The sequence below is a fragment of the Geodermatophilus telluris genome, assembly GCF_900102745.1.
Lineage (GTDB): Bacteria > Actinomycetota > Actinomycetes > Mycobacteriales > Geodermatophilaceae > Geodermatophilus > Geodermatophilus telluris.
Genome location: NZ_FMZF01000002.1, coordinates 1021998 through 1045247, shown reverse-complemented (window position 1 = coordinate 1045247; position 23250 = coordinate 1021998). Strand labels below are relative to the sequence as shown.

Annotated in this window: 23 protein-coding genes; 18 read left to right on the top strand and 5 right to left on the bottom strand. The window is 74.7% G+C overall.

Annotated features, from left to right (window positions below; all coding sequences use genetic code 11):
* Positions 1-151 precede the first annotated feature (151 nt).
* The 6 genes from BLQ97_RS10380 to BLQ97_RS10355 are packed head-to-tail and all read left to right on the top strand — an operon-like array spanning position 152 to position 7468.
* On the top strand, positions 152-1114 hold the full coding sequence (locus BLQ97_RS10380) for an MBL fold metallo-hydrolase (protein ID WP_091365668.1): 963 nt from the start codon (positions 152-154) through the stop codon (positions 1112-1114).
* 8 nt (positions 1115-1122) lie between these two features.
* Positions 1123-2736, top strand: coding sequence for an FAD-dependent monooxygenase (locus BLQ97_RS10375; protein ID WP_091365667.1), 1614 nt, complete (start codon positions 1123-1125; stop codon positions 2734-2736).
* Between the two features lie 19 nt (positions 2737-2755).
* On the top strand, positions 2756-3961 hold the full coding sequence (locus tag BLQ97_RS10370) for a homogentisate 1,2-dioxygenase (RefSeq protein WP_091365666.1): 1206 nt from the start codon (positions 2756-2758) through the stop codon (positions 3959-3961).
* Positions 3958-4818 carry a hypothetical protein gene (locus BLQ97_RS10365; protein WP_091365665.1) on the top strand — a complete coding sequence of 287 codons (861 nt, stop codon included), beginning with the start codon at positions 3958-3960 and terminating at the stop codon, positions 4816-4818. Before BLQ97_RS10370 ends, BLQ97_RS10365 begins: the two co-directional genes overlap by 4 nt.
* A complete protein-coding gene (gene fahA, locus BLQ97_RS10360; RefSeq protein ID WP_091365664.1) occupies positions 4815-6023 on the top strand; it encodes a fumarylacetoacetase in 1209 nt (402 codons plus the stop codon). The genes BLQ97_RS10365 and fahA overlap by 4 nt, the downstream gene beginning before the upstream one ends.
* Positions 6020-7468 (top strand): aldehyde dehydrogenase family protein, encoded by a 1449-nt coding sequence (locus BLQ97_RS10355; RefSeq protein WP_091365663.1) that lies wholly within the window; start codon positions 6020-6022, stop codon positions 7466-7468. Before fahA ends, BLQ97_RS10355 begins: the two co-directional genes overlap by 4 nt.
* A gap of 251 nt (positions 7469-7719) precedes the next feature.
* Here BLQ97_RS10355 and BLQ97_RS23300 read toward each other — a convergent pair whose 3' ends face one another.
* On the bottom strand, positions 7720-8475 hold the full coding sequence (locus tag BLQ97_RS23300) for an IclR family transcriptional regulator (protein ID WP_175471663.1): 756 nt from the start codon (positions 8473-8475) through the stop codon (positions 7720-7722).
* Positions 8472-9938: an APC family permease gene (locus BLQ97_RS10345; protein WP_175471662.1), complete on the bottom strand. Its 1467-nt coding sequence runs from the start codon at positions 9936-9938 to the stop codon at positions 8472-8474. Before BLQ97_RS10345 ends, BLQ97_RS23300 begins: the two co-directional genes overlap by 4 nt.
* 217 nt (positions 9939-10155) lie before the next feature.
* Between BLQ97_RS10345 and BLQ97_RS10340 the strand changes: the two genes are divergently transcribed.
* The 4 genes from BLQ97_RS10340 to BLQ97_RS10325 are packed head-to-tail and all read left to right on the top strand — an operon-like array spanning position 10156 to position 15389.
* A complete protein-coding gene (locus BLQ97_RS10340) occupies positions 10156-11631 on the top strand; it encodes an APC family permease (RefSeq protein ID WP_091365661.1) in 1476 nt (491 codons plus the stop codon).
* A 10-nt stretch (positions 11632-11641) separates the two neighbouring features.
* Positions 11642-13558 carry a primary-amine oxidase gene (locus BLQ97_RS10335; protein ID WP_091365660.1) on the top strand — a complete coding sequence of 639 codons (1917 nt, stop codon included), beginning with the start codon at positions 11642-11644 and terminating at the stop codon, positions 13556-13558.
* Positions 13555-13992 (top strand): hypothetical protein, encoded by a 438-nt coding sequence (locus BLQ97_RS10330; RefSeq protein WP_091365659.1) that lies wholly within the window; start codon positions 13555-13557, stop codon positions 13990-13992. Before BLQ97_RS10335 ends, BLQ97_RS10330 begins: the two co-directional genes overlap by 4 nt.
* A 44-nt stretch (positions 13993-14036) precedes the next feature.
* Positions 14037-15389: a cytochrome P450 gene (locus BLQ97_RS10325; RefSeq protein WP_245692031.1), complete on the top strand. Its 1353-nt coding sequence runs from the start codon at positions 14037-14039 to the stop codon at positions 15387-15389.
* Positions 15390-15396: 7 nt separating this feature from the next.
* Here BLQ97_RS10325 and BLQ97_RS10320 read toward each other — a convergent pair whose 3' ends face one another.
* Together BLQ97_RS10320 and paaK are read right to left on the bottom strand one after the other, a co-directional pair.
* The gene (locus tag BLQ97_RS10320) at positions 15397-15996 is read right to left on the bottom strand and encodes a TetR/AcrR family transcriptional regulator (protein WP_091365658.1); all 600 of its coding nucleotides are present in this window, start codon (positions 15994-15996) and stop codon (positions 15397-15399) included.
* On the bottom strand, positions 15993-17333 hold the full coding sequence (gene paaK, locus BLQ97_RS10315; protein ID WP_091365657.1) for a phenylacetate--CoA ligase PaaK: 1341 nt from the start codon (positions 17331-17333) through the stop codon (positions 15993-15995). The genes BLQ97_RS10320 and paaK overlap by 4 nt, the downstream gene beginning before the upstream one ends.
* Positions 17334-17430: 97 nt before the next feature.
* On the opposite strand from paaK, the gene paaA reads away from it, so the two are divergent.
* The 6 genes from paaA to BLQ97_RS10285 all read left to right on the top strand — a co-directional run bounded on the left by paaA (position 17431) and on the right by BLQ97_RS10285 (position 21732).
* On the top strand, positions 17431-18405 hold the full coding sequence (gene paaA, locus BLQ97_RS10310) for a 1,2-phenylacetyl-CoA epoxidase subunit PaaA (RefSeq protein ID WP_091365656.1): 975 nt from the start codon (positions 17431-17433) through the stop codon (positions 18403-18405).
* The gene (gene paaB / locus BLQ97_RS10305) at positions 18402-18770 is read left to right on the top strand and encodes a 1,2-phenylacetyl-CoA epoxidase subunit PaaB (protein WP_342670502.1); all 369 of its coding nucleotides are present in this window, start codon (positions 18402-18404) and stop codon (positions 18768-18770) included. The genes paaA and paaB overlap by 4 nt, the downstream gene beginning before the upstream one ends.
* 85 nt (positions 18771-18855) lie before the next feature.
* A complete protein-coding gene (gene paaC / locus BLQ97_RS10300; RefSeq protein ID WP_091365655.1) occupies positions 18856-19767 on the top strand; it encodes a 1,2-phenylacetyl-CoA epoxidase subunit PaaC in 912 nt (303 codons plus the stop codon).
* Positions 19768-19772: 5 nt separating this feature from the next.
* On the top strand, positions 19773-20267 hold the full coding sequence (gene paaD, locus BLQ97_RS10295) for a 1,2-phenylacetyl-CoA epoxidase subunit PaaD (protein WP_245692030.1): 495 nt from the start codon (positions 19773-19775) through the stop codon (positions 20265-20267).
* Positions 20267-21343, top strand: coding sequence for a 1,2-phenylacetyl-CoA epoxidase subunit PaaE (paaE, locus tag BLQ97_RS10290; RefSeq protein ID WP_091365653.1), 1077 nt, complete (start codon positions 20267-20269; stop codon positions 21341-21343). The genes paaD and paaE overlap by 1 nt, the downstream gene beginning before the upstream one ends.
* The gene (locus tag BLQ97_RS10285) at positions 21340-21732 is read left to right on the top strand and encodes a thioesterase family protein (RefSeq protein ID WP_175471661.1); all 393 of its coding nucleotides are present in this window, start codon (positions 21340-21342) and stop codon (positions 21730-21732) included. Before paaE ends, BLQ97_RS10285 begins: the two co-directional genes overlap by 4 nt.
* A gap of 2 nt (positions 21733-21734) precedes the next feature.
* On the opposite strand, the gene BLQ97_RS10280 is transcribed toward BLQ97_RS10285, so the two are convergent.
* Positions 21735-22148 (bottom strand): nuclear transport factor 2 family protein, encoded by a 414-nt coding sequence (locus BLQ97_RS10280; RefSeq protein WP_091365652.1) that lies wholly within the window; start codon positions 22146-22148, stop codon positions 21735-21737.
* A gap of 180 nt (positions 22149-22328) precedes the next feature.
* Between BLQ97_RS10280 and BLQ97_RS10275 the strand changes: the two genes are divergently transcribed.
* Together BLQ97_RS10275 and BLQ97_RS10270 are read left to right on the top strand one after the other, a co-directional pair.
* The gene (locus BLQ97_RS10275) at positions 22329-22946 is read left to right on the top strand and encodes a hypothetical protein (protein WP_091365651.1); all 618 of its coding nucleotides are present in this window, start codon (positions 22329-22331) and stop codon (positions 22944-22946) included.
* 103 nt (positions 22947-23049) lie between these two features.
* Positions 23050-23244 (top strand): hypothetical protein, encoded by a 195-nt coding sequence (locus BLQ97_RS10270; protein WP_091365650.1) that lies wholly within the window; start codon positions 23050-23052, stop codon positions 23242-23244.
* Positions 23245-23250: the final 6 nt, after the last annotated feature.

The following is a 23250-nucleotide window of genomic DNA, read 5'->3' as shown; positions in this document are numbered from 1 at the left end:
CGCGACCTCCGTCGGGCGCCCGGGCGCCGCCGTTTCAGCGACATCGAAAGCTCACCAGCCCTTGTGTTGCAGACCACGCCCCCGTACCGTCGGACCGGTAGAAGAACGCATCGTTCTTTTATCGAACAACAGCGGATCAGGAGATCCCCTCATGGCAACCAAGCCCTTCGCTTCTTCCGCCGACTTGGGCGTCAAGGAGCAGACCCTCGAGGTGCTCGCCGACGGCGTGTACGCCCTGACCGCCGAGGGCGACCCCAACCTCGGTGCCATCGAGGGCGAGGACTTCCTCGTCTGCTTCGAGGCCCTGGCCACCCCCGTTGCCGCCCGCCGCTGGCTGACCAGGCTGCGCGAGCACACCGACAAGCCGGTCCGTTACCTGGTGCTCAGCCACTACCACGCCGTCCGCGTGCTGGGCGCCAGCGCCTTCGACGCCGAGATCATCGTCAGCTCCGAGCAGACCAAGGGCCTGATCGCCGAGCGCGGGCAGCAGGACTGGGAGAGCGAGTTCGGCCGGATGCCGCGGCTGTTCGAGGAGCCGGAGTCCATCCCGGGCCTGACCTGGCCCACGATGACGTTCCGCGACAAGCTGACCATCGAACTGGGCGGCGACCGCGGCGAGCTGGTTCTGGAGTTCCTCGGTCGCGGCCACACCGAGGGCGACATCGTCGCCTGGATCCCCAAGCACGAGATCCTCTTCGCCGGCGACCTCGTCGAGTCCCAGGCCGCGCTCTACACCGGCGACGCGTTCCACTTCGACTGGGCCTCCGACACCCTCGACCGGGTCAAGGCCCTCGGCGCCCAGCAGCTCATCGGCGGTCGCGGGAAGATCGCCCGCGGCCGGGACCAGGTCGACGCCGCGATCGAGCAGACGCGCGACTTCCTCCTCACCATGCAGCGCACCGTCGGCGACGTGCACCGGGCCGGTGGCACCCTCAAGGAGGCCTTCGAGGCCACCCACACCGCCCTGGCCCCGAAGTACGGCAAGTGGCCGATCTTCGAGCACTGCCTGCCCTTCGACGTCCAACGCATCTGGGACGAGATGGACGGCATCGAGCGCCCCGTGATCTGGACGGCGGAGCGGGACCGCCAGGTGTGGGACGAGCTGCAGGGCTGACGACGGCGATGACCACTCCCACCACCAGCGCACCGGTCCTGGTGCTCGGCTGCGGCCCGGTCGGCCAGACCACCGCCCTGCTGCTGGCCCGCTGGGGACTGCCCGTCGTCGTCCTCGACGGGCGCTCCGAGCGCGACGTCATCGGCAGCAAGGCCATCTGCCAACAGCGCGACGTCCTCGATGTCTGGGACGCCGTCGGCGTCGGCGCCGAAGTGGCCCGCCGCGGCGTCACGTGGACGACCGCCCGGACGTTCCACCGCGACCAGGAGCTCTTCAGCTTCCAGTTCGCCGACCGCGGGAAGTCCCCCTTCCCCCCGTTCGTCAACATCTCGCAGTGCGAGACCGAGCAGCTGCTCGACGAGCGCATCTCCGCCGAACCGCTGATCGAGGTCCGCTGGGGCCACCGGGTCACCGGCATCCAGCAGGACGAGTCCGGCGTCACCGCCGTCTGCGCCACCGAGGGCGGCGAGACGTCCGTCCAGGGCTCCTACGTCGTCGCGTGTGCCGGCCCGCGCAGCGACGAGATCCGCGCGGCCCTCGGCCTCACCTTCGAGGGCGAGACGTTCGACGACCACTTCCTCATCTGCGACATCCGCACGGACATGCCGGGCTGGGAGACCGAGCGGCGGTTCTACTTCGACCCGGAGTGGAACCCCGGTCGGCAGGTGCTGATCCACCCGTGCCCCGACTCCACGTTCCGCATCGACTGGCAGGTTCCCCCGGACTTCGACCTCGCGGCCGAGGAGGCCTCCGGCGGTCTCGACCGGCGGATCCGGCAGGTGATCGGCGACCGGCCCTACGAGATCGCGTGGAAGTCGGTCTACCGCTTCCACTCCCGGGTCGTCGACCGGATGCGGGTCGGCGGGGTGCTCGTCGCCGGCGACGCTGCGCACCTCGTCTCCCCCTTCGGTGCCCGGGGCCTGAACTCCGGTGTGCTGGACGCCGAGAACGCCGCCTGGAAGATCGCCTTCGTCCTCCGTGGTTGGGCCCCGGAGTCGCTCCTCGACAGCTACCACGACGAGCGGCACGCCGCGGCGCTGGAGAACATCGCGGTCACCGGCGACACCATGCGGTTCCTCGTCCCGGGCACCGACGAGGAGGCAGCCCACCGCCTGGACGTCCTGGAGCGGGCTGCGACCGATCCCTCCGCACGGGCCCAGGTGGACTCGGGCCGGCTCGCCGAGCCGTTCTGGTACGTCGACTCGCCGCTGACGACCCCCGACGAGCGGCGGCCGTTCCCCGGCCGGCCGGCCCGCGGGGACGTCCCCGTGCCGGCACCGGGTGTCCTCGTGCCCGACTGCCCGATCAGCGTGCCCGGCCGGCCCGAGCTGGTGCGGCTGCGGCAGCTGGCCCGCTCCGGGGTGACCGTGCTGGTCGGGGACGACGCCGCGCTGCCTTCCCTGCCGGAGACCCTGCCTGCGGACCTGCCCGTCGCCGTGCACCGCATCAGCGACCTCGACGCCGGCCCCACGCTGCGCGACGCGCTCGGCGCCCGCCCGGACGAGATCTGGGTGCTGCGCCCCGACGGTCACGTGGCCGCCGTCCTCACACGCTCCGCCGACGTCGCCCCCGCGGTGGCCCGGCTGCTCGACCGCTCCGTTCCCAGCCCCGTCCTGGCCTGACCCTTCTGGAGGCACTCCCATGGCGTTCTACAGGCAGGTGGGCAGCGTCCCGCCGAAGCGGCACACCCAGTTCCGCGCTCCCGACGGCGGCCTCTACTCCGAGGAGCTGATGGGCGAGGAGGGCTTCTCCAGCGACTCCTCGCTGCTCTACCACCGCGGCATCCCGTCGGCGATCGTCGACGCCCGCCCGTGGGAGCTGCCCGACCAGACCCTGACGCCCAACGCGCCGCTGGTGCCCCGGCACCTCAAGCTGCACGACCTGTTCCCCGGCGAGGAGCACAAGGCCGTCGACGCGGTGACCGGCCGCCGGCTGGTGCTCGGCAACGGCGACGTGCGGATCTCCTACGCCGTCTCCTCGCTGCCGAGCCCGTACTACCGCAACGCCACCGGCGACGAGTGCGTCTACGTCGAGCGCGGCAGCGCCACGGTGGAGACCGTCTTCGGTGCGCTGCAGGTGGGGCAGGGCGACTACGTGGTCATCCCGCGGACCACCACGCACCGCTGGGTCCCGACCGGCAGCGAGCCGCTGCGGACCTACGCCATCGAGGCCACCAGCCACATCGCCCCGCCGAAGCGGTACCTGTCGAAGTACGGGCAGTTCCTGGAGCACGCCCCGTTCTGCGAACGCGATCTGCGCACCCCCACGGAGCCGCTGCTGGCCGAGGGCACCGACGTCGAGGTCTACGTCAAGCACCGCGGAAGGGGTCCGGGAGGACTCACGGGCACGATCCACGTCGTCCCGGAGCACCCCTTCGACGTGGTCGGGTGGGACGGCTGCCTCTACCCGTACGTCTTCAACATCGCCGACTACGAGCCGATCACCGGCCGGGTGCACCAGCCGCCGCCGGTGCACCAGGTCTTCGAGGGCAACAACTTCGTGATCTGCAACTTCGTCCCGCGGAAGGTCGACTACCACCCGCTCGCGGTGCCGGTGCCCTACTACCACTCCAACGTCGACAGCGACGAGATCATGTTCTACGTCGACGGCGACTACGAGGCCCGCAAGGGCTCGGGCATCGGCAAGGGCTCGATCTCGGTGCATCCCGGCGGGCACAGCCACGGCCCGCAGCCCGGCGCGGTCGAGCGCTCCCTCGGTGCGGAGTACTTCGACGAGCTCGCCGTCATGGTCGACACCTTCCGGCCGCTCGACCTCGGCGAGGCGGGCATCGCCGTCGACGACGGGAAGTACGCCTGGACCTGGTCGGGCCGGGGTCCCTCGGCATGAGGGAGCTGTGCCCTGACCTGTTCGGGGGCCTCTTCGACGACGCCGCCCTGTTCCCGCCCGGCGACGCCCCGATGGCCGCCGCCGTCCCGGCGCACCGCGAGCTGCGGGCGCGACTGGGCGACCTGGTGGGGCCGTTCGTGGTCCCCGCCGCCCGGCTCGACGAGCTGGCGGCGCACCTCGGCGACCCGACCCACGGGGACGCGTTCGGCGTCTCGCTCATCGCGGCGGCCGGCGACCTGCCGGCCGCCGCGGCCCGGGTCGAGGCCGACCCGCGGCTGCGGCTGGCGGCCGTCGAGGTGCCGGTCGTGGCCGACGCCGCGGCGGCCGGGCACGCGGTCCGGGTGCTCGGCGACGTCCTGCCCGCCGGCGTGCCGGCCGCCGTCGAGCTGCCCCGCACCGGCGCCCGCGACGCCGTCCTCGACGTCCTGGCCGGCACGGGGGTCCGCGCCAAGCTGCGCACCGGCGGCCTGCGCGCCGACCTGTTCCCGTCGGCCGACGAGCTCGCCGGGACCCTGGCCGCCTGCGTCGGGCGCGGCGTGGCGCTCAAGTGCACCGCCGGCCTGCACTCCGCCGTCGCGCACACCGACCCGGCGACCGGGTTCGCCCACCACGGCTTCCTCAACGTGCTGGTCGCCGTCTCGGCCCTCGCCGCGGGCGCGCCCGCGACCACCGCCGCCGAGGAGCTGCGCGAGACCGACGCCGGGCCCCTCGTCGCCGCGCTGCGCACCTGGCCGGCCGACCGCGCCGCCCGGGCCCGCGCGGTCTTCACCTCCTTCGGCACCTGCAGCGTGCTCGAGCCCGTCGACGACCTCGTCACCCTCGGCCTGCTGCCCGCCCCCGATCGGATCCCCGCATGAGCTGGCTGCCCCTCCCCGACGACACCGGCTTCGGCCTGGACAACCTCCCCCACGGCGTGTTCTCCGACGCCTCCGGCCGCCGACGCACCGGCGTCGCGGTCGGCGACGCCGTGCTCGACCTCGCCGCCGTCACCGGCGACGACGTGCACGCCACCGGCACCCTCAACGCCTTCCTCGCCCGCGGGCCGCAGGCGTGGCGGGACCTCCGCGAGCAGCTGACCACCTGGCTCACCGACGAGGAGCACCGCGGCCGGGTCGAGCCGCACCTGCTCCCGCGGGACGGGGTCACGCTGCACCTGCCCGTCGAGGTCGCCGACTACGTCGACTTCTACAGCTCCCGGCACCACGCCGAGAACCTCGGCCGGATGTTCCGCCCCGACTCCCCTCCCCTGACCCCGAACTGGCAGCACCTGCCCATCGGCTACCACGGCCGGTCGGGGACGGTGCGGGTCTCGGGCACCCCGGTCGTGCGCCCGTCGGGCCAGCGCAAGGCGCCCACCGACGACGCGCCCACGTTCGGGCCGTCCCAGCGGCTGGACATCGAGGCCGAGGTCGGCTTCGTCGTCGGCACGCCGTCGGACCTGGGCACCCCCGTGCCCCTGGGCGGGTTCGCCGACCACGTCTTCGGCGTCTGCCTGGTCAACGACTGGTCGGCGCGCGACCTGCAGTCCTGGGAGTACGTGCCGCTGGGCCCCTTCCTCGGCAAGTCCTTCCTCACCTCGGTCTCCCCGTGGGTGGTGCCGCTGGCCGCGCTGCAGGCCGCCCGCGTCGCCCCGCCGGCCCGCGACGTGCCGCTGCTGCCCTACCTCGACGACGCCGGTGCCGACCCGTGGGGGCTCGACATCGCGATCGAGGTGCGGCTCAACGGCGAGCTGGTCTCCTGCCCGCCGTTCGGCCTCGTGTACTGGACCCCGGCACAGCAGCTGGCGCACACGACCGTCAACGGCGCGAGCCTGCGCACCGGCGACCTGTTCGCCTCGGGCACCGTCTCCGGCCCGGCGAAGGACCAGCGCGGCTCGTTCATCGAGCTGTCCTGGGGCGGCCAGGAGCCGCTGACCCTGTCCGACGGGTCCACCCGCACGTTCCTCGAGGACGGCGACGTCGTCACCCTCACCGCCACCGCACCCGGCACCGGCGGCGGCCGCATCTCCCTCGGCGAGGTCACCGGCCGCGTCGAGCCCTCCCACCGCGAAGGACCGCGATGACCACCCCCACCGTGACCGAGCCCGTGACCACCACGGCGCAGACCCCGACCTACGAGACCCTGCTGGCCGCCGTGACCGACCCCGGCGGCCGGGAGGTCCTCGACCCGGCCACCGGCGAGGTGGTCGGCCGCGCCGCCGACCGCTCGGCCGACGACCTCGACGCCGCCGTCGCCGCCGCCCGCGCCGTGCAGCGCGCCTGGGCCGCGCGTCCCGACGCCGAGCGCGTCGAGCTGCTGCTGCGCGCCGCCGAGGCGGTCGAGGCCGCCGCCGAGCCGCTGGCCGAACTGCTCTCCCGCGAGCAGGGCAAGCCGCTCAACGGCCCCAACGCCCGCTTCGAGGTCGGCGCCTGCGCCGCCTGGCTGCGCGCCACCGCCGCCACCGAGCTCCCCGGCGGCACCGTGCTCGACGACGGCGAGACCCGCGCCGAGCTGCACTACCGCCCCGTCGGTGTCGTCGGCGCCATCGGCCCGTGGAACTGGCCGATGATGATCACGATCTGGCAGGTCGCCCCCGCCCTGCGGATGGGCAACACCGTGGTGGTCAAGCCCTCCGAGTACACCCCGCTGAGCGTCCTGGCCCTGGTGCACGTGCTCAACGGTGTGCTGCCCGCCGACGTGCTCACCGCCGTCGCCGGCGGCCGCGAGGTCGGCGCCCGGCTGTCGGCCCACCCCGACATCGACAAGCTCGTGTTCACCGGCTCCACCGCCACCGGCCAGGCCATCATCCGCAGCTCCGCCGACACGGTGAAGCGGCTGACGCTGGAGCTCGGCGGCAACGACGCCGGCATCGTGCTGCCCGACGTCGACCCGACCGCCATCGCCGAGGGCCTGTTCTGGGGCGCGTTCATCAACACCGGCCAGACCTGCGCCGCCCTCAAGCGCCTCTACGTGCACACCGACGTCCACGACGAGGTCTGCGCGGCGCTGGTCGAGGTGGCGAAGACGATGCCGATGGGCCGCGGGCTGGACGAGGCCAACGTGCTCGGCCCGCTGCAGAACCGTGCCCAGTACGAGATCGTCGCCCGCCTGGTCGACGCCGCCCGCGACGCCGGCGCGACGATCCTGCTGGGCGGCGACCCCGATCCCGACGCCCCGGGGCACTTCTACCCGACCACGCTGGTGGCCGACGTCGACGACACCAACCCGCTCGTCGCCCAGGAGCAGTTCGGCCCCGCCCTGCCGATCGTCCGCTACGACGACGTCGAGCAGGCCGTCGCCATGGCCAACCGGCTCGACGTGGGTCTCGGCGCCTCGGTCTGGTCCAGCGACCGCGACGCCGCCCGCACCGTGGCCGCGCGCCTGGAGGCAGGCACCGTGTGGATCAACTCCCACGGCGGCGTGCACCCGATGGTCCCCTTCGGCGGGGTGAAGAAGTCCGGCTACGGCCTGGAGTTCGGCGTCGAGGGCCTCAAGGCGGTCGCCGTCCCCCAGGTCGTCAACGGCTGACCTGGGCACATCCGCGGAAGTGTCCGGACGTTTCGGCGCACTTCCGCGGATGTGCACGGGTCGTCCCGGGATGCACCCCGTTCCCCGCTCGGGGAGTAGCCCTCGTGCTCCTGACGGCCGAGGTGCCGCTGGTCCGCCGGGCCCCCGCACGTACGAGACCGCCACGGTCGAGCTCGACGACCCGCGCCAGGGTCGGGGGACAGTCGAGGTCGCGTGATCCGCGGGTGGTCGTCAACGGCCGACCCGCCGGGTCAGCCCAGCAGCGGGCCCAGCCGGCGGGCGAAGTCCGCGGCGGGCACGGCGTGCGCGGCCGGCGCCGCGGGGTCGACCCCGCGGACGGTGAACACCAGGGCGGCCACCAGCGCCCCCGCGGGGGACCGCACGGGGACCGCCGCGCACGACAGGTCCGCGTGCACCTGCCCGCCCTGCACGGCCCAGCCGCGGCGGCGTGTCTCGCCGAGCTCCCCGTCGAGGTCGGCGGGACGCACCACCGTGCGGTCGGTCAGCCGGTGCAGCCGGGTGGGGCCGAGGACGTCCTGCCAGTCGTCCTGCTCGGCCAGCAGCAGCTTGCCGGGCGCGGAGGCGTGCAGGTGGCGCTCGACCAGCTCGGGCGCCTGCAGCGGGTGGTCCGGGTCGACGTCGGCGCAGTGCAGCGTCGACGGCGTGCACAGGACGAGGTGCACGCCGCAGCGCACCCGGCCCCGCAGGTCGGCGACGACCTCGCGGGCCGCCGTGCACACCGGCGCGGCACCGGTGGCCCCGGTGAGGCGGGCGGCCTTCCGGCCGAGGGCGAACCCGTGCAGGTCGGGGAGGCGGACCAGGTACTCCTCGCCCACGAGCAGGTTCAGCAGCCGGTAGGTGGTCGCCGGCGGCAGCCCGAGCTCCTCGGCGACCTCCTTGGCGGTCACGCCGGCCCCGACCCGGGCCACCGTCTCGAGGATCGCCAGCGCGCTCTGCACCGCCTTGGGCTGGCGCCCGGTGAGCCCCCGGTCGATGGCGGGGGTCATCGCGGCGGCTCGGCCGGGACGGTGCCCGGGAGCACGCTGCTCACCGTCGCCTGGTCGTACACGCCGACCGACCGCAGCCGCTCCGGGGCCCGCCACCTCAGCCACAGCGCCCAGGCCACCCCCGGCGCCAGGGCGGCGACGGTGACGGCCGCGGTCACGGCCCCGTCACCGCGGGCGGCGCCGGCCACCGCGGCCGTCAGCACGGCCAGCCCCGCCGCCCCGGCCACCAGGCCGCCGGCCAGCGGCAGCGGGGTGAGCTCGCCGATGCGGCGCAGGAACAGCGGCACGGCCAGGCACGCCAGGACGTAGGCGACCACGTACCCGGCGGCCGAGACGGTGAGCGCACCGACCAGCACCCCCCGCGGCCGGGCACCGAGGGCCAGGGCGAGCACCGGGACGCCGACCACCGCCGGCAGCACCGCCGCCAGCGCGCGGTGCGGGGTGTCGAAGCGCCGGTGCGTGCGGCCCAGCGTCCGGGGCAGCACCTCCTCGCGGGCCATCGAGAACAGCACCCGGCCCAGCGCGTTCGTCGAGCCCGTGACGCAGGCGAAGAACGACGCGGCGATGCCGAGGTCCAGCAGCCGCCGCAGCGGCACGAGGCCGTTGCGGTCGGCGAGCTCGGCCACCGGCACCGGGCTGGTCAGCACGTCGATCGGCGCCGCGCGCAGGAGCACGACCTGGGCCACCGCCGCCCCGAAGACCAGCACCCCCGCCACCGCCGGGGTCCACAGCACCGCCCGCGGCACGGCCACGAGCGGGCGGCGCGCCTCCACACCGAGGACGGCGGCGCTCTCGAAGCCCATGAACGCGGTGACGCCCAGCACCGTCCCCACGGCGAGCCCACCCCAGTGCAGCGGGGCGTCCACCACCGGCGCCGCGCTGCCCGGCGTGCGGGGGGCGAGCACCAGCAGCGCCCCGAGCACCGCGACGACCAGGGCGACGGAGACGACCTCGAGGACCAGCGCGACCCGGGCCGAGAGACGGATGCCCCGCACCGCGAAGGCGGTCGCGAGCAGGCCGACCGCGCCGCCCAGCAGGGCGACGACCGGCGGCGTCGGCTCGAGCCCGAGCAGCCCGGCGAGGTAGAGCGCCGCGCCGACCAGGGCCGCCATCGCGACCGTGGCGTAGCCGACGAGCAGCGCCCAGCCACCGACCAGGGCGCCGACCGGCCCGAGGCCCTTGGCGGTGTAGCTGTACGTGCCGCCGACCGCGGCCATGCGGCGGCCGAACTGCGTGAGGCACCAGCCGATGAGCAGCACGAGGGCGGTGGCCGCGACGAACGCGGGCAGCGTGCCCGCTCCCGCCTCGACCAGCACGATCGAGGGCACGACGACCATCGCCGCCGTCGGTGCGAGCGCCGACACAGACTGGGCGAGCACCTCGGCGAAGCTCAGCCGCCGCCGGCGCAGCCCGTCGACCGGCGACCGGCGGGGCAGTCGGACGGCGGTGCTCCGCTGGGACATGCCGCTCCTCTCGACTGCTGCGCGAGGGTAGCCAGGTCGCGTGTCCGCGGCGCCCCTCTCGAATGAGAAAGACGTGACCCCCGTCTCCCGTTCGAGGTAACGAGAACGTTTCCGGTTCATGACGGCCGTGTAACCGCGCACGTCCGCGCGGCGTCCAGGCTCCTCAGCCATCGCCGTCCGCCCGGCAGCCCGACTGCCGCTGCACCGGAGGTCGCCCATGGCCACCGTCTCCGACCCACCGCCGGCCACACCGGACACCCGTCCCGGGGAGCGCCACCGCCTCAGCGGGCGCCTCGGCCCGGGTGCCATCGTCTTCATGGTCGTGGCCGCGGCCGCGCCGCTGACGGTCGTCGCCGGCTCGGTCCCCATCGGGATCGCCGCCGGGAACGGCGCCGGCTACCCGGCCATGTACGTGGTCGCGGCCGTCGTCCTGCTCTTCTTCGCCGTCGGCTTCACCGCCATGACGCGGCACGTGCCGAACGCCGGCGCGTTCTACTCCTACGTCGGCACCGGGCTCGGCCGCGGCGCCGGGCTGGGCAGCGCGCTGGTCGCGCTCATCAGCTACGTCACCGTGCAGGGGGCGGTGTACGGCTACGTCGGCTTCCTCGTCGACGACCTGGTGACCGGCTACGGCGGGCCCTCGCTGCCGTGGTGGCTCTGGACCGCCGTCTTCCTGGCCGTCACCGGCGTGCTCGGCTACCGGCACATCGAGCTCTCCAGCAAGGTGCTCGGCGTCCTGCTCGTCGCCGAGGTGGGCATCGTCCTGGTGCTGGACGCCGCGGTGATCGGCCGGGGCGGCGGCGGCGAGGGACTGTCCTCGGCTCTCGTCCGGCCCGACGCGGTGCTCTCCGGCGCCCCGGGCATCGGCCTGATGTTCGCCATCGCCGGGTTCATCGGCTTCGAGGCGACCGCGATCTTCCGCGACGAGGCCCGCGACCCCGAGCGCACCATCCCCCGCGCGACCTACCTGGCGCTGGCCATCATCGGCGTCTTCTACACGCTGTCGGCCTGGGCCATCGTCAGCGCGTGGGGCGACGGCTCGGTCGTCGAGGCGGCGACCGCCGACCCGGGCGGCATCGTGGTGACGACGGCGGCGCAGTTCGTCGGCACGGCCGCGGCCGACGTGATGCAGGTGCTGTTCGTGACCAGCCTCTTCGCCGCGATCCTGTCCTTCCACAACGTCCTGTCGCGCTACGTCTTCTCCCTCGGCAACACCGGCGTCCTGCCCGTCGCCTGCGGACGCAGCCACGCCCGGCACGCCTCACCGCACGTGGCCTCGCTGGTCACCACCGCGATCGGTGGCCTGCTGATGGCCGTGTGCGCCGTCGCCGGGCTCGACCCGGTGCTGGAGATCTTCACCTGGCTGGCCGGCATCGCCAGCGTCGGGATCGTCGTGCTGATGCTGCTGGCCTGCGTCGCCGTCGTCGTCTTCTTCCGGCGCACCGGGCTCGACCGGCGGCCGTGGCACGGCCTCGTCGCCCCCGGCCTGGGCGCGGTGGGCCTGGCGCTGATCCTCGTCCTGCTCGTCCGGAACCTGCCGCTGCTCATGGGCGGCTCGACCCCCCTCGGCGTCGGCGCCGGCGTCCTGCTCGCCGCCGCCCTCGCCGCCGGCTGGCTGCTCGCCCGGGCCCGCCCGAACGCCGCCCGCGACCTCACCACCGCCACCCCCGCCGACTCCGCCCCGCAGATCTGAGGAGGACCCGATGACCCTGACCACCCCCCGATCCACCGCCACCCACCCGCTGTCCCGGCTCACCACCGAGGAGATCACCGCCGCCACCGCGATCGTCCGCGATGCCGGCCTGGCGCACGAGGACTCGAAGTTCGTCTACGTCGGCCTGGAGGAGCCGCACAAGCGCGACGTGCTCGCCTGGACCCCGGGTGAGCCGGTCGAGCGGCGGGTGCGGGTGCTGCTGCTCGACCGCGCCACCGGCAACGGCCGCGACCTGACCGTGTCGATCACCGGGGGCACCGTCGTCACCGACGTCGAGATCGACGGCGCGGCCGACGGCCAGGTGCCGATCCTCGACGCGGAGTTCGAGGCGATCGAGCCGATCCTCGCCGCCGACGAGCGCTGGGTCGGCGCGATGGCCAAGCGCGGGCTCGCCGTCGCCGACGTGCGGGCCGTGCCGCTGTCGGCCGGCTCCTACTTCCCCGACGAGTCCGGCCACCGGATCGTCCGGGTCCTCGGGTTCCACCAGGCCGACGAGGCCGACCTGCCGTGGGCGCACCCGGTCGACGGCGTCGTCGCGTACGTCGACATCACCCGGGGCGTCACCACCGCCGTGCACGACCACTTCGACCTGCCGGTGCCGGCCGAGCGCGCCGACCTCGACCAGGACACCCACCCGCACGCCGCCCGCGACCTCAAGCCCATCGAGATCACCCAGCCCGAGGGGCCGAGCTTCACCGTCGAGGACGACGTCGTGCGCTGGGCCGGCTGGGAGTTCCGCGTGGGCTTCGACGCCCGCGAGGGCCTGGTGCTCAACCAGCTGTCGATCGACGGGCGGTCGGTGGTGCACCGCGCCTCGATCGCCGAGATGGTCGTGCCCTACGCCGACCCCTCCCCGGTGCGGTTCTGGCAGAACTACTTCGACGTCGGCGAGTACCTCTTCGCCCGCTACACCAACTCCCTGGAGCTGGGCTGCGACTGCCTCGGCGAGATCCACTACTTCGACGCCACGCTGGCCGACGAGGACGGCGCCCCGCGCACCATCCGCAACGCCGTCTGCCTGCATGAGGAGGACTACGGCGTCGCCTGGAAGCACACCGACCTGTTCAACGGGATGGCCGAGACGCGCCGCTCCCGCCGGCTGGTGATCAGCTTCTTCACCACCATCGGCAACTACGACTACGGCTTCTACTGGTACCTCTACACCGACGGCACGATCCAGCTGGAGTCCAAGGCCACCGGCATCGTCTTCACCTCGTCCTACCGCGGCGACGAGCACCCCTACGCCACCGAGGTCGCCCCGGGGCTGGGCGCGCCGTTCCACCAGCACCTGTTCTCCGCGCGGCTGGACATGGCCGTCGACGGCACCGGCAACACCGTCCACGAGGTGGACGCCGTCCGGCTGCCGGTGAGCGACACCAACCCGTACGGCAACGCCTTCGCCCGCCGGCTCACCCCGCTCACCCGCGAGTCGGAGGCGCAGCGGGTCAGCGACGCGACGGTCGGGCGGACCTGGCACGTGGTCAACCCGTCGAAGACCAACCGTCTCGGCCAGCCCGTCGGGTACGCGCTGCACCCGCAGGCCTCGCCCGTGCTGCTCGCCGACGAGGAGTCCTCGATCGCCCAGCGGGCGGCGTTCTCGACCCGGACCCTGTGGGTGACCGAGTACGACCCCGCCGAGCGCTATCCCGCCGGCGACTTCGTCAACCAGCACCCCGGCTCCGGCGGGCTGCCGTCCTTCGTCGCCGGCGACGCGCCGCTCGAGGACACCGACGTCGTCCTCTGGCACACCTTCGGGCTCACGCACTTCCCGCGCCCGGAGGACTGGCCGGTCATGCCGACCGACTACACCGGCTTCACGCTCAAGCCGGTCGGCTTCTTCGACCGCAACCCCGCGCTCGGCCTGCCGCGGTCCACCTCGTCGCACTGCGCGTCGCACGGGTCGTGACGACCGCCGACGGAGCCGCCCGGCCGGGGGCACGCGCCCTCGGCCGGGCGGCCGCCGGCCTGGCCGTGGCGGGGTCGCTGCTGCACCTGCTGCTGCTCGACGCCACGTCGCTGGCCTCGCTGGCGATGGCGGCGACCGCGGCGGTCTGCCTGCCGTGCGCCTGGCAGCTGTGGCGGCGGCCGACCCGGTCCGCGTGGCGGACGACGGTGCTCGCCGACGTCACGATGCTCCTGCTGCACGCCCAGCTGCTCGGCGAGCCGGCCGCGGGCGGGGCGGCGCACGCCGCGCACCACGGCGCCGCCCCCGGCGCGCCGGCGTGGACGGGGCTCGCCCTCGTCGCCGGCTCCCTCGCGGCCGGCGCGGTCGCACTCGCCGGCGACCGCCGGGCGAGGCACCGGCGGGGGCTCCTGCCGTCGGTGCACGCGCCGGCCTGAGCCGGCGCTTGTCGGGGCCGCCGGGCCGGCCGCAGACTCCGCGGGTGCGCACCGACCCCGCGGCGGCCGGCCCCCGGCTGACGCCCGCCGACACCCTGGCGCTGGTCGACCCGGCGACCTACGAGGACGGGCCGCCGTTCGCCCTGCTGGCCCGGCTGCGGGCGGAGGCACCGGTGACCTGGGTCGAGGAGCCCGCGCTGCACGGCCAGCCCGGCGGGCCCGGGTTCTGGCTGGTGCTGCGGCACGCCGACGTCGAGCGGGTGCTGCGCGACCCGGCGACCTTCTCCTCCTGGCTGGGCGCCACCCAGGTGCGCGACGCCGCCGACCTGGACTGGGTGCGCCGGATGATGCTCAACACCGACCCGCCCGACCACTCCCGGCTGCGCCGGCTGCTGTCGCGGTCGTTCACCCCGCGCGCGGTGGCCGCGCTGACCGCGTCCGTCGAGGCGACGGCCGACCGGCTGGTCGAGCGGGTGGTGGACGGTGCCGCCGAGGGCCGCTGCGACTTCGCCAAGGACCTCGCCGCCGACCTGCCGCTGCTCACCCTGGCCGACGTCCTGGGCGTGCCGGCCGAGGACCGCTGGCTGCTGTTCGACTGGTCCAACCGGGTCATCGGCTGGCAGGACCCCGACTACGCCACCTCGGCGGCCTTCGACGGCACCGGGGGGACGGCGATGGCGCGCGAGGCCCTGGCGCTGCGGCCGGCCCCGGGCCCCGACGGCCGGATGCCCGACCCGCGCACCCGCGCCGGCATGCCCGACCTCTACGCCTACGCCCGGCTGCTGGCCGAGGAGAAGCGGCGGGCCCCGACGGGCGACGTCGTGTCGATCCTGCTGGCCCAGGTCGACGAGGACGGCGGGCAGGTGAGCCCCGAGGAGTTCGAGAACCTGTTCTGGCTGTTCGCCGTCGCCGGCAACGAGACGCTGCGCAACGGCCTGCCCGGCGGGCTGATCGCGCTGCTGCAGCACCCCGACCAGCTGGCCGCGCTGCGCGCCGACCCGGCCCTGCTGCCCGGCGCGGTGGAGGAGCTGCTGCGCTGGTGGACGCCGGTCATGGTGTTCCGCCGCACCGCCACCCGCGACACCGACCTCGCCGGCGTCCGCGTGCGGGCCGGCGACAAGGTGGTCGTCTCGTTCACCTCGGCCAACCGGGACGAGGCGGTGTTCGACGACCCCGACCGGTTCGACGTCCGCCGCGCGCCCAACCCGCACCTGTCCTTCGGGCACGGGCCGCACTTCTGCCTCGGCGCCCAGCTGGCCCGGGTGCAGCTGCGCGCGCTGTTCGCCGCGCTGCTGCGCCGCACGGCAACCGTCGAGCCCGACGGGCCGCCGACGCTGCTGCGCTCGAACTTCCAGCGGGGCGTCAAGCGGCTGCCCGTCCGCTGGACCGCTGCCTGAGACCGGGTCAGGCGCGGGCGCGCAGCCCCTCGAACGTGGTGGCGACCAGCGCGTCGGCCAGCGCGTCGGCCGAGAGGCTGCCGCCGGGGCGGTACCACTCGGTCAGCGAGTTGACGGTGCCGAACAGCAGCCGGCTGGTCACGGCGGGGTCGACGTCGGGCCGCACGTCGCCCTCCTCCTCCGCGGCGCGCACCAGGTCGGTGACGATGCGGTCGAACCCGCGCCGCCGGGCGAGGGCCGCCTCCTCCACCGGGGAGTTGCCGCGCACCCGCAGCAGCAGGGTGACGACGGGCAGCTCGGCGGCGAGCACCCGCACCGAGCCGCGGACGACGTGCTCGAGCCGGTCGATCGCCCGCCCGGTGACGGCCTGCGGCTCCTCGGTGACGGCGAACAGGGCGTCCAGCGCCCGGTCCAGCGCCAGCCGCAGCAGCTCCACCTTGCTCGGCACGTGGTGGTAGATCGCCGACTTGGTGACGCCGAGCCGCGCGGCGAGCTCCTCCATGCTCGTGGCGTCGAAGCCGCGCTCGTTGAACACCTCGACGGCGACGTCGAGCAGGCTGTCGAGCGAGTGCCCCGGGCGCCCGCGGCGGACCCGCGCCTGCGTCACGCGCGCTCCCGCCGGTCGGTGAGGCGCTGCAGCTTGCCCATCGAGCGGGGCAGCGTCTCCGGGTCGACGACGAGCACCTCGATGCTGGTGCCCACGGTGTCCTTGACGCCCTTGGTGACCTCGGCGGCGGCCTCGGTGCGCCGGCCGGCCGGGCAGTCGGGACGGGCCTCGACGCGGACGACGAGGTGGTCCATCCGGCCGCGGGTGGTCAGCTCGAGCGCGAAGTGCGGCGCCAGGCCCGGGGTGCGCAGCACGACCTCCTCGATCTGGGTCGGGAACAGGTTCACCCCGCGCAGGATGATCATGTCGTCGGTGCGACCGGTGACCTTCTCCATCCGCCGCATCCCCGGCCGCGCCGTCCCGGGCAGCAGCCGGGTGAGGTCGCGGGTGCGGTAGCGGACGACCGGCATGGCCTCCTTGGTCAGCGAGGTGAACACCAGCTCGCCGACCTCCCCCTCGGGCAGCACCTCGCCGGTGATCGGGTCGATGACCTCCGGGTAGAAGTGGTCCTCCCACACGTGCAGGCCGTCCTTGGTCTCCACGCACTCCTGCGCGACGCCGGGACCCATCACCTCGGAGAGCCCGTAGATGTCGACGGCCTGGATGCCGGCGCGCTCCTCCATCTCGCGGCGCATCTGCTCGGTCCAGGGCTCGGCGCCGAAGACGCCGATCTCCAGGCTGGAGGCCCGCGGGTCGAGCCCCTGCTTCTCGAACTCGTCGAGCACGGTGAGCATGTAGGACGGCGTCACCATGATCACCCGCGGCGTGAAGTCGGTGATCAGCTGCACCTGGCGCGGCGTCATGCCGCCCGAGACCGGGACGACGGTGCAGCCCAGCTTCTCCGCGCCGTAGTGCGCGCCCAGCCCGCCGGTGAACAGGCCGTAGCCGTAGGCGTTGTGCAGCCGGTCGCCGGGCCGGCCGCCCGCCGCCCGGATGGAGCGGGCCATGACGGTGGCCCAGGTGTCGATGTCGCGCTCGGTGTAGCCGACGACGGTGGGCCGGCCGGTGGTGCCGGAGGAGGCGTGGATGCGCCGCACCTGCTCCTGCGGGACGGCGAACATGCCGAACGGGTAGTTGTCGCGCAGGTCGGCCTTGCTGGTGGTGGGGAACCGCGCCAGGTCGGCCAGCTCCCGGCAGTCGTCGGGGTGCACGCCGGCCTCGTCGAAGGCCCGCCGGTAGTGCGGCACGTGGTCGTAGGCGTGCCGCAGCGACCACTGCAGCCGCTCCAGCTGCAGCGCCCGCAGCTCGTCGACCCCCATCCGCTCGGCCGCGTCGAGGGTGCCGGGGTCGGGCGCCGTCCCCAGTCGCCGGGTGGTCTCGCCGGTCGCCGTCGTCATCGGTGCCTCCAGGTCGGCTGCGCTGCTTGTGCCGCGCTCCACACTGGGGCACACTATTACCGACCGCCTGGTCAGTAAATAGCCGAGGGGAGCCCCGATGTCCGCGCCGACGCTCGACCGGCCGACCGACGAGGCCGCACTGCAGCAGCGGTTCGACGCCACCATCGCCGCCGACCGGCGGATCGAGCCGCGCGACTGGATGCCCGACGGCTACCGGAAGACGCTGGTCCGCCAGATCGCCCAGCACGCGCACTCGGAGATCATCGGGATGCAGCCCGAGGGCGACTGGCTGCTCGCCGCCCCGAGCCTGCGCCGCAAGGCGATCCTGCTGGCCAAGGTGCAGGACGAGGCCGGCCACGGCATGTACCTGTACTCGGCGGCCGAGACCCTCGGTGCCGACCGCGCCGACCTCACCGACAAGCTCATCGAGCAGAAGCAGAAGTACAGCTCGATCTTCAACTACCCCACGCTCACCTACGCCGACGTCGGCGTCATCGGCTGGCTGGTCGACGGCGCGGCGATCTGCAACCAGGTGCCGCTGTGCCGCTCCTCCTACGGGCCCTACGCCCGGGCGATGATCCGCATCTGCAAGGAGGAGTCGTTCCACCAGCGGCAGGGCTACGAGCTGCTGATGACGATGATGGGCGGCACCGAGGAGCAGCGGGCGATGGTGCAGGACGCCGTCGACCGCTGGTGGTGGCCCTCGCTGATGATGTTCGGCCCGCCCGACGACGACAGCCCCAACTCGGCGCAGTCGATGGCGTGGGGCATCAAGCGGCACAGCAACGACGAGCTGCGGCAGCGCTACGTGGACATGTCCGTCCCGCAGGCGCAGTTCCTCGGCGTCACGCTGCCCGACCCCGACCTGCACTGGGACGAGGAGACCGGGCACTGGCGCTTCGGCCCGATCGACTGGGCCGAGTTCAAGCAGGTCGTCTCCGGCAACGGCCCGGCCAACGCCGAGCGCATCCGCCGGCGCCGGGCCGCGCGCGACGACAACGCCTGGGTGACCGAGGCGGCCACCGCCTACGCCCGCAAGCACGCCGGGGCCGTGACGGAGGGCGCCGCGTGAGCACCGACGTCACCGCCGAGGGCGGGCACGGCGCGATCCCGACCGGGCCGGAGGTGCCGGTGGCGCCGAAGCCGGCCGCCACCCGGCGGGACTGGCCGCTGTACGAGGTGTTCGTCCGCGGCAAGCGCGGGCTCAACCACGTGCACGTCGGCTCGCTGCACGCGCCCGACGACGAGATGGCGGTGCACGCCGCCCGCGACGTCTACACCCGGCGCAACGAGGGCGTGAGCATCTGGGTGGTCAAGGCGGCCGACATCACCGCCTCGAGCCCCGACGAGAAGGACCCGATGTTCGCCCCGAGCGGCGACAAGGTCTACCGCCACCCGACGTTCTACGAGATCCCCGAGGACGTCCCCCACATGTGAAGGACCCCCCTGCCCCCCCACCACCCTCGTTCCTCGGGCGGTGGGGGGGCAGGGGGGCCGTTCCAGCACGTCACGAGGGAGAGGCATGCCGCACGAGGAGACCGTCTACGACGCGCTGGACCACGCGCACGGGGGCGAGGGGCACTGGGCGTTCGGCACCGGCTTCGACGAGCCGCTGGCCGGCGTCGACACCACGGTGCCCGACGGCGTCGACCCCGCCGACCTGGGCGCCTACTGCCTGATGCTCGGCGACGACGCCCTCGTCCTCGCCCAGCGGCTGACCCAGTGGATCACCGCCGCGCCGGAGCTGGAGGAGGAGGTCGCGATCGGCAACACCGCGCTGGACCTGCTCGGCCAGGCGCGGCTGCTGCTCGCCCGCGCCGGCTCGGTCGGCGTCCTCGGCCGCTCCCGCGAGACGGCCACCGCGAGCATCCCCGACGAGGACGCGCTGGCCTACTTCCGCGACGCCGACGAGTTCCGCAGCACCGGCCTGGTCGCGGCGCAGAACGGCGACTTCGGGCAGACGGTGGTCCGCCTGCTGGTGGCCTCGACCGTCCGGCTCGCGGTGTTCGCCCGGCTGCGGGAGTCGCGCGACCCGGTGCTCGCCGCCATCGCCGCCAAGGGCGTCAACGAGCTGGCCTACCACCGCGACCACGCCGCGCGGTGGGTGCTGCGGCTGGGGGACGGCACCGAGGAGTCGCACCGGCGGGCGCAGGCCGGCGCCGACGCGGTGTGGCCGCTGCTGGCCGACGTCCTCACCGCCACCGACGTCGAGCGGCGGCTGGTCGCCGCCGGCGTCGCCGTCGACCCGGCCGACGTCCGCGAGGAGGTGCACGACGTGCTCACCACCGTGCTGGAGCGGGCCACCCTGCGGGTGCCCGCCTGGCCGGCCGACACCCCGCCGCGGGGCCGGGCCGGCGAGCACGGGCCGGAGCTGGCCGCGCTGCTGGAGACGCTGCAGGGCCTGGCCCGCCGGCACCCGGCGGCGACCTGGTGACCGGCGTGCTCACCGACCCCCGCGCGGTCGCCGAGACCGTCACCGACCCCGAGCTGCCCGCGCTCACCCTCGCCGACCTCGGCGTCCTGCGGGACGTCCGCGTGCACGACGGCACGGTCGTCGTCGACATCACCCCCACCTACAGCGGCTGCCCGGCCATGGGCGTCATGCGCGCCGACCTGCTGCACGCGCTGCACTCGGCGGGCTTCGACGACGTCGAGGTGCGCACCGTGCTCTCCCCCGCCTGGTCCACCGACTGGATCAGCGAGGCGGGCCGCCGCAAGCTCGCCGCCGCCGGCATCGCCCCGCCCGGGCGGGCGCCGGTCCGCCCCGCCGGGCCGGTCCCGCTGCAGCTGGGCCCCAGCCGGCGGACCGCGTCCTGCCCGCTGTGCGGCTCGGCCGACACCGAGGAGGTCAGCGAGTTCGGCGCCACGGCGTGCAAGGCCCTGCGCCGCTGCCGCAGCTGCCGCGAGCCGTTCGAGCACGTCAAGGAGATCTGATGAGCGCTCCCGCCCGCCGCCGCCCGCGGTTCCACCCGCTCCGGGTCGCCGACGTCGAGCGGCTCACCGACGACGCGGTCGCGGTGACCTTCGACGTCCCGCCCGAACTGGCCGAGGACTACGCGTTCCGGCCCGGGCAGGCGCTCACCCTCCGGCGGGTCGACGGCGACCGCGACGAGCGGCGCTCCTACTCCATCTGCGCGCCGGTGGGCGCCCCGCCGCGCGTCGGCGTCCGCGAGGTCCCCGGCGGCTTCTTCTCCTCCTACCTGGTGCACGAGGTGCGGCCGGGCGATGCGATCGAGGTGCTGCCGCCGTCGGGCACCTTCACCGCCGACCTGTCGCAGCCGGCCGACCACGTCTTCGTCGTCGCGGGCTCCGGGATCACCCCCGCGCTGTCGCTGGCCGGCACCGTGCTGGGCGACGGGGAGTCGACCGTCACCGTCTTCTACGGCAACCGGCGCACCAACACCGTGATGTTCGCCGACGAGCTCGCCGACCTGAAGGACCGGCACGGCACCCGGCTGCAGCTGGTGCACGTGCTCTCCCGCGAGCCGCGCGACGCCGAGCTGACCACCGGCCGGCTCGACGGCGACCGGCTGCGCACGCTGGTCGGCGCCTTCGTCGACGCCGAGCACGTCGACCACTGGTGGCTGTGCGGCCCGCACGGGATGGTCGGCGACGCCCGCGCGCTGCTCGCCGAGCTGGGTGTCCCCGCCGAGCGGGTGCACCAGGAGCTGTTCTACGTCGACGACGTCCCCCCGCAGCCGGTCCGCGGCGACGACCAGACCGTCGAGGGGCCCAGCAGCCAGGTGACCGTCGTCCTCGACGGGCGGTCGACCACCCTGGCCCTCCCCCGCGACGAGCCGGTGCTCGACTCGGCCCAGCGGGTGCGCTCCGACCTGCCCTTCGCCTGCAAGGGCGGCGTCTGCGGCACCTGCCGCGCGCGGGTCACCGACGGCGAGGTCGAGATGCGCCGCAACTACGCGCTCGAGGCCGGTGAGGTCGAGGCGGGCTACGTGCTCACCTGCCAGACCCTGCCGCTGTCGGACGCGGTGACCGTCGACTTCGACGCGTGACCCCGATCGCCGACGGGGAGACCGCCGTCCTCGACGTCGTGGTCACCGAGGCGATGACCGTCGACTTCGACGAGCTCGGCCGCGTGCACCCGGTGTACGCCACCTACACGATGGCCAAGCACTTCGAGGAGGCCGGCCGCAAGCTGCTGCTCGCCCACCTCGAGCCCGGCGAGGCCGGCATCGGGACGTCGGTCTCCGTCGAGCACCTCGCGCCTGCCTGGGTCGGCGACCGCGTCCGGGTGACCGCCCGCTGCACCGCGCTGGACGGCGGGCGGCTGATCTGCACGCTCACCGCCGTCGACACCGCCGGCCGGCTGCTCGGTCGCGGGACCACGGGGCAGGCCGTGCTGCCCGAGGAGGTCGTGGCCGCGCGGCTCGCCCGCGGCTGAGGTCAGCGCCGGACGGCGACCTCGTCGGCCGGGCCGAGCCCGGCGGCGGCCAGGGCGGCGGGCAGGCCCGCGTCGTGCCGCTCGACGGTGGTGACGACGCCGCCGTCGACGGTGAACCGCGAGGCGACGACGGCGCGCCCGCGTTCCGCGCCGGTGTCCGGGTCGGTCCACGTGGCGTCCTGCTCGACGACGACGGCGACGGGACCGCCGGCACCGCCGGCACCGCAGAACCAGCGCAGCGGGCGGGTGGTGAGGCCGGCCCGCGCCGTCCACGGCCCGAGCACCTCGCGGCCGCGCACGCTGCCCCGGGGACCGGCCACCTCGAGGTCGGGCGCGCTCAGCGCGGTCGCCGCCTCGACGTCGGCCCGGTCGACGGCGTCCAGCCACGCCTCGACCACCGCCAGCGCCCCGGTCACGCCCGCGACCGTAGCGCCGGGCGCGCGACCGACGGTCAGGGTCCGACGACCCTGGGACGGGGTCGCCGCCGTCGACACGATGTGTTGCGCACCACACGACACACCCGGAGGCCCCGGCGGGACGCAGGACGCGCCCCTGGCACCGCCCCTCTCGAGCCACGGACGGCTCCAGGAGAACCCATGACCGAGTCAGCGCTCGTCGCCGAGTCCATGCGCAACCGCCACGAGTCCCTCCTGCACGACGCCGCCGTCGGCCGCCGGGACCGCGCGTTCGCCCGCACCGCCCGCGCCGCGGCCCGGCGCGACGGCACCGCCCTCCGGTGGTGGCGCCGGCGTCGACCGGAGCCCGCCACCTTGCCCGCCGTGCCCGCCGTGCCCGCCGCCGTGCCGGCTCCCGCCCGCGCGCTGGCGGCCGAGGCGCTGCTGGCCACGCCGGTGCTCGCCGGCCCCGCCTCACCCGACCCGCTGCCCCTGCCCACCGCGGCGGCGCTCACCTACGCGCTGGTCGTCCAGCAGTGGGGCGGGATCACCGCCGGCCAGTACGACGACCTGCGCCAGGCCGTCGGGTGGGACCGCGACGTCCCCGCCGGGATGCGGGTGCACGTGGCCTCGTTCACCGACGGCCACCTGCGGACCACCGACGTCTGGGACTCCGAGGAGGCGTTCACCGCCTACCAGCAGGCCCACGTGCTGCCCGGGCTGGAACGGCTGGGCATCCAGGCGCGGCCCGAGGTCGCGATCAGCAGCGTGTACGAGCTCACCGACACGCTGCCCGCGCCCCGCCGTCCCGCGGACTGACCGCAGGACGCGCCCCCGTGCCCGGCGGCTCCGCGCCGCCGTGCATGGACGGCGGCCGCCCGGGGCACTGTGCCCGCCCGCCCTCCGAGCACCGGGAGCCGTCGTGAGCACCTCCGCCACCCCCCGCCGCCGCTGGCGCCTCGCCGCCGTCGGCCTCGTCCTGGCCGCCGCGCCGTTCACCGCCGCCTGCGGCTCCGACGTCGTCGACGACGACGTGGAGCAGAACGTGGAGGAGGGCGTCGACGACGCCGAGCAGGAGGTCGAGGACGCCACCGACGGCGAGGACTCCGACGGCTGACGCGGG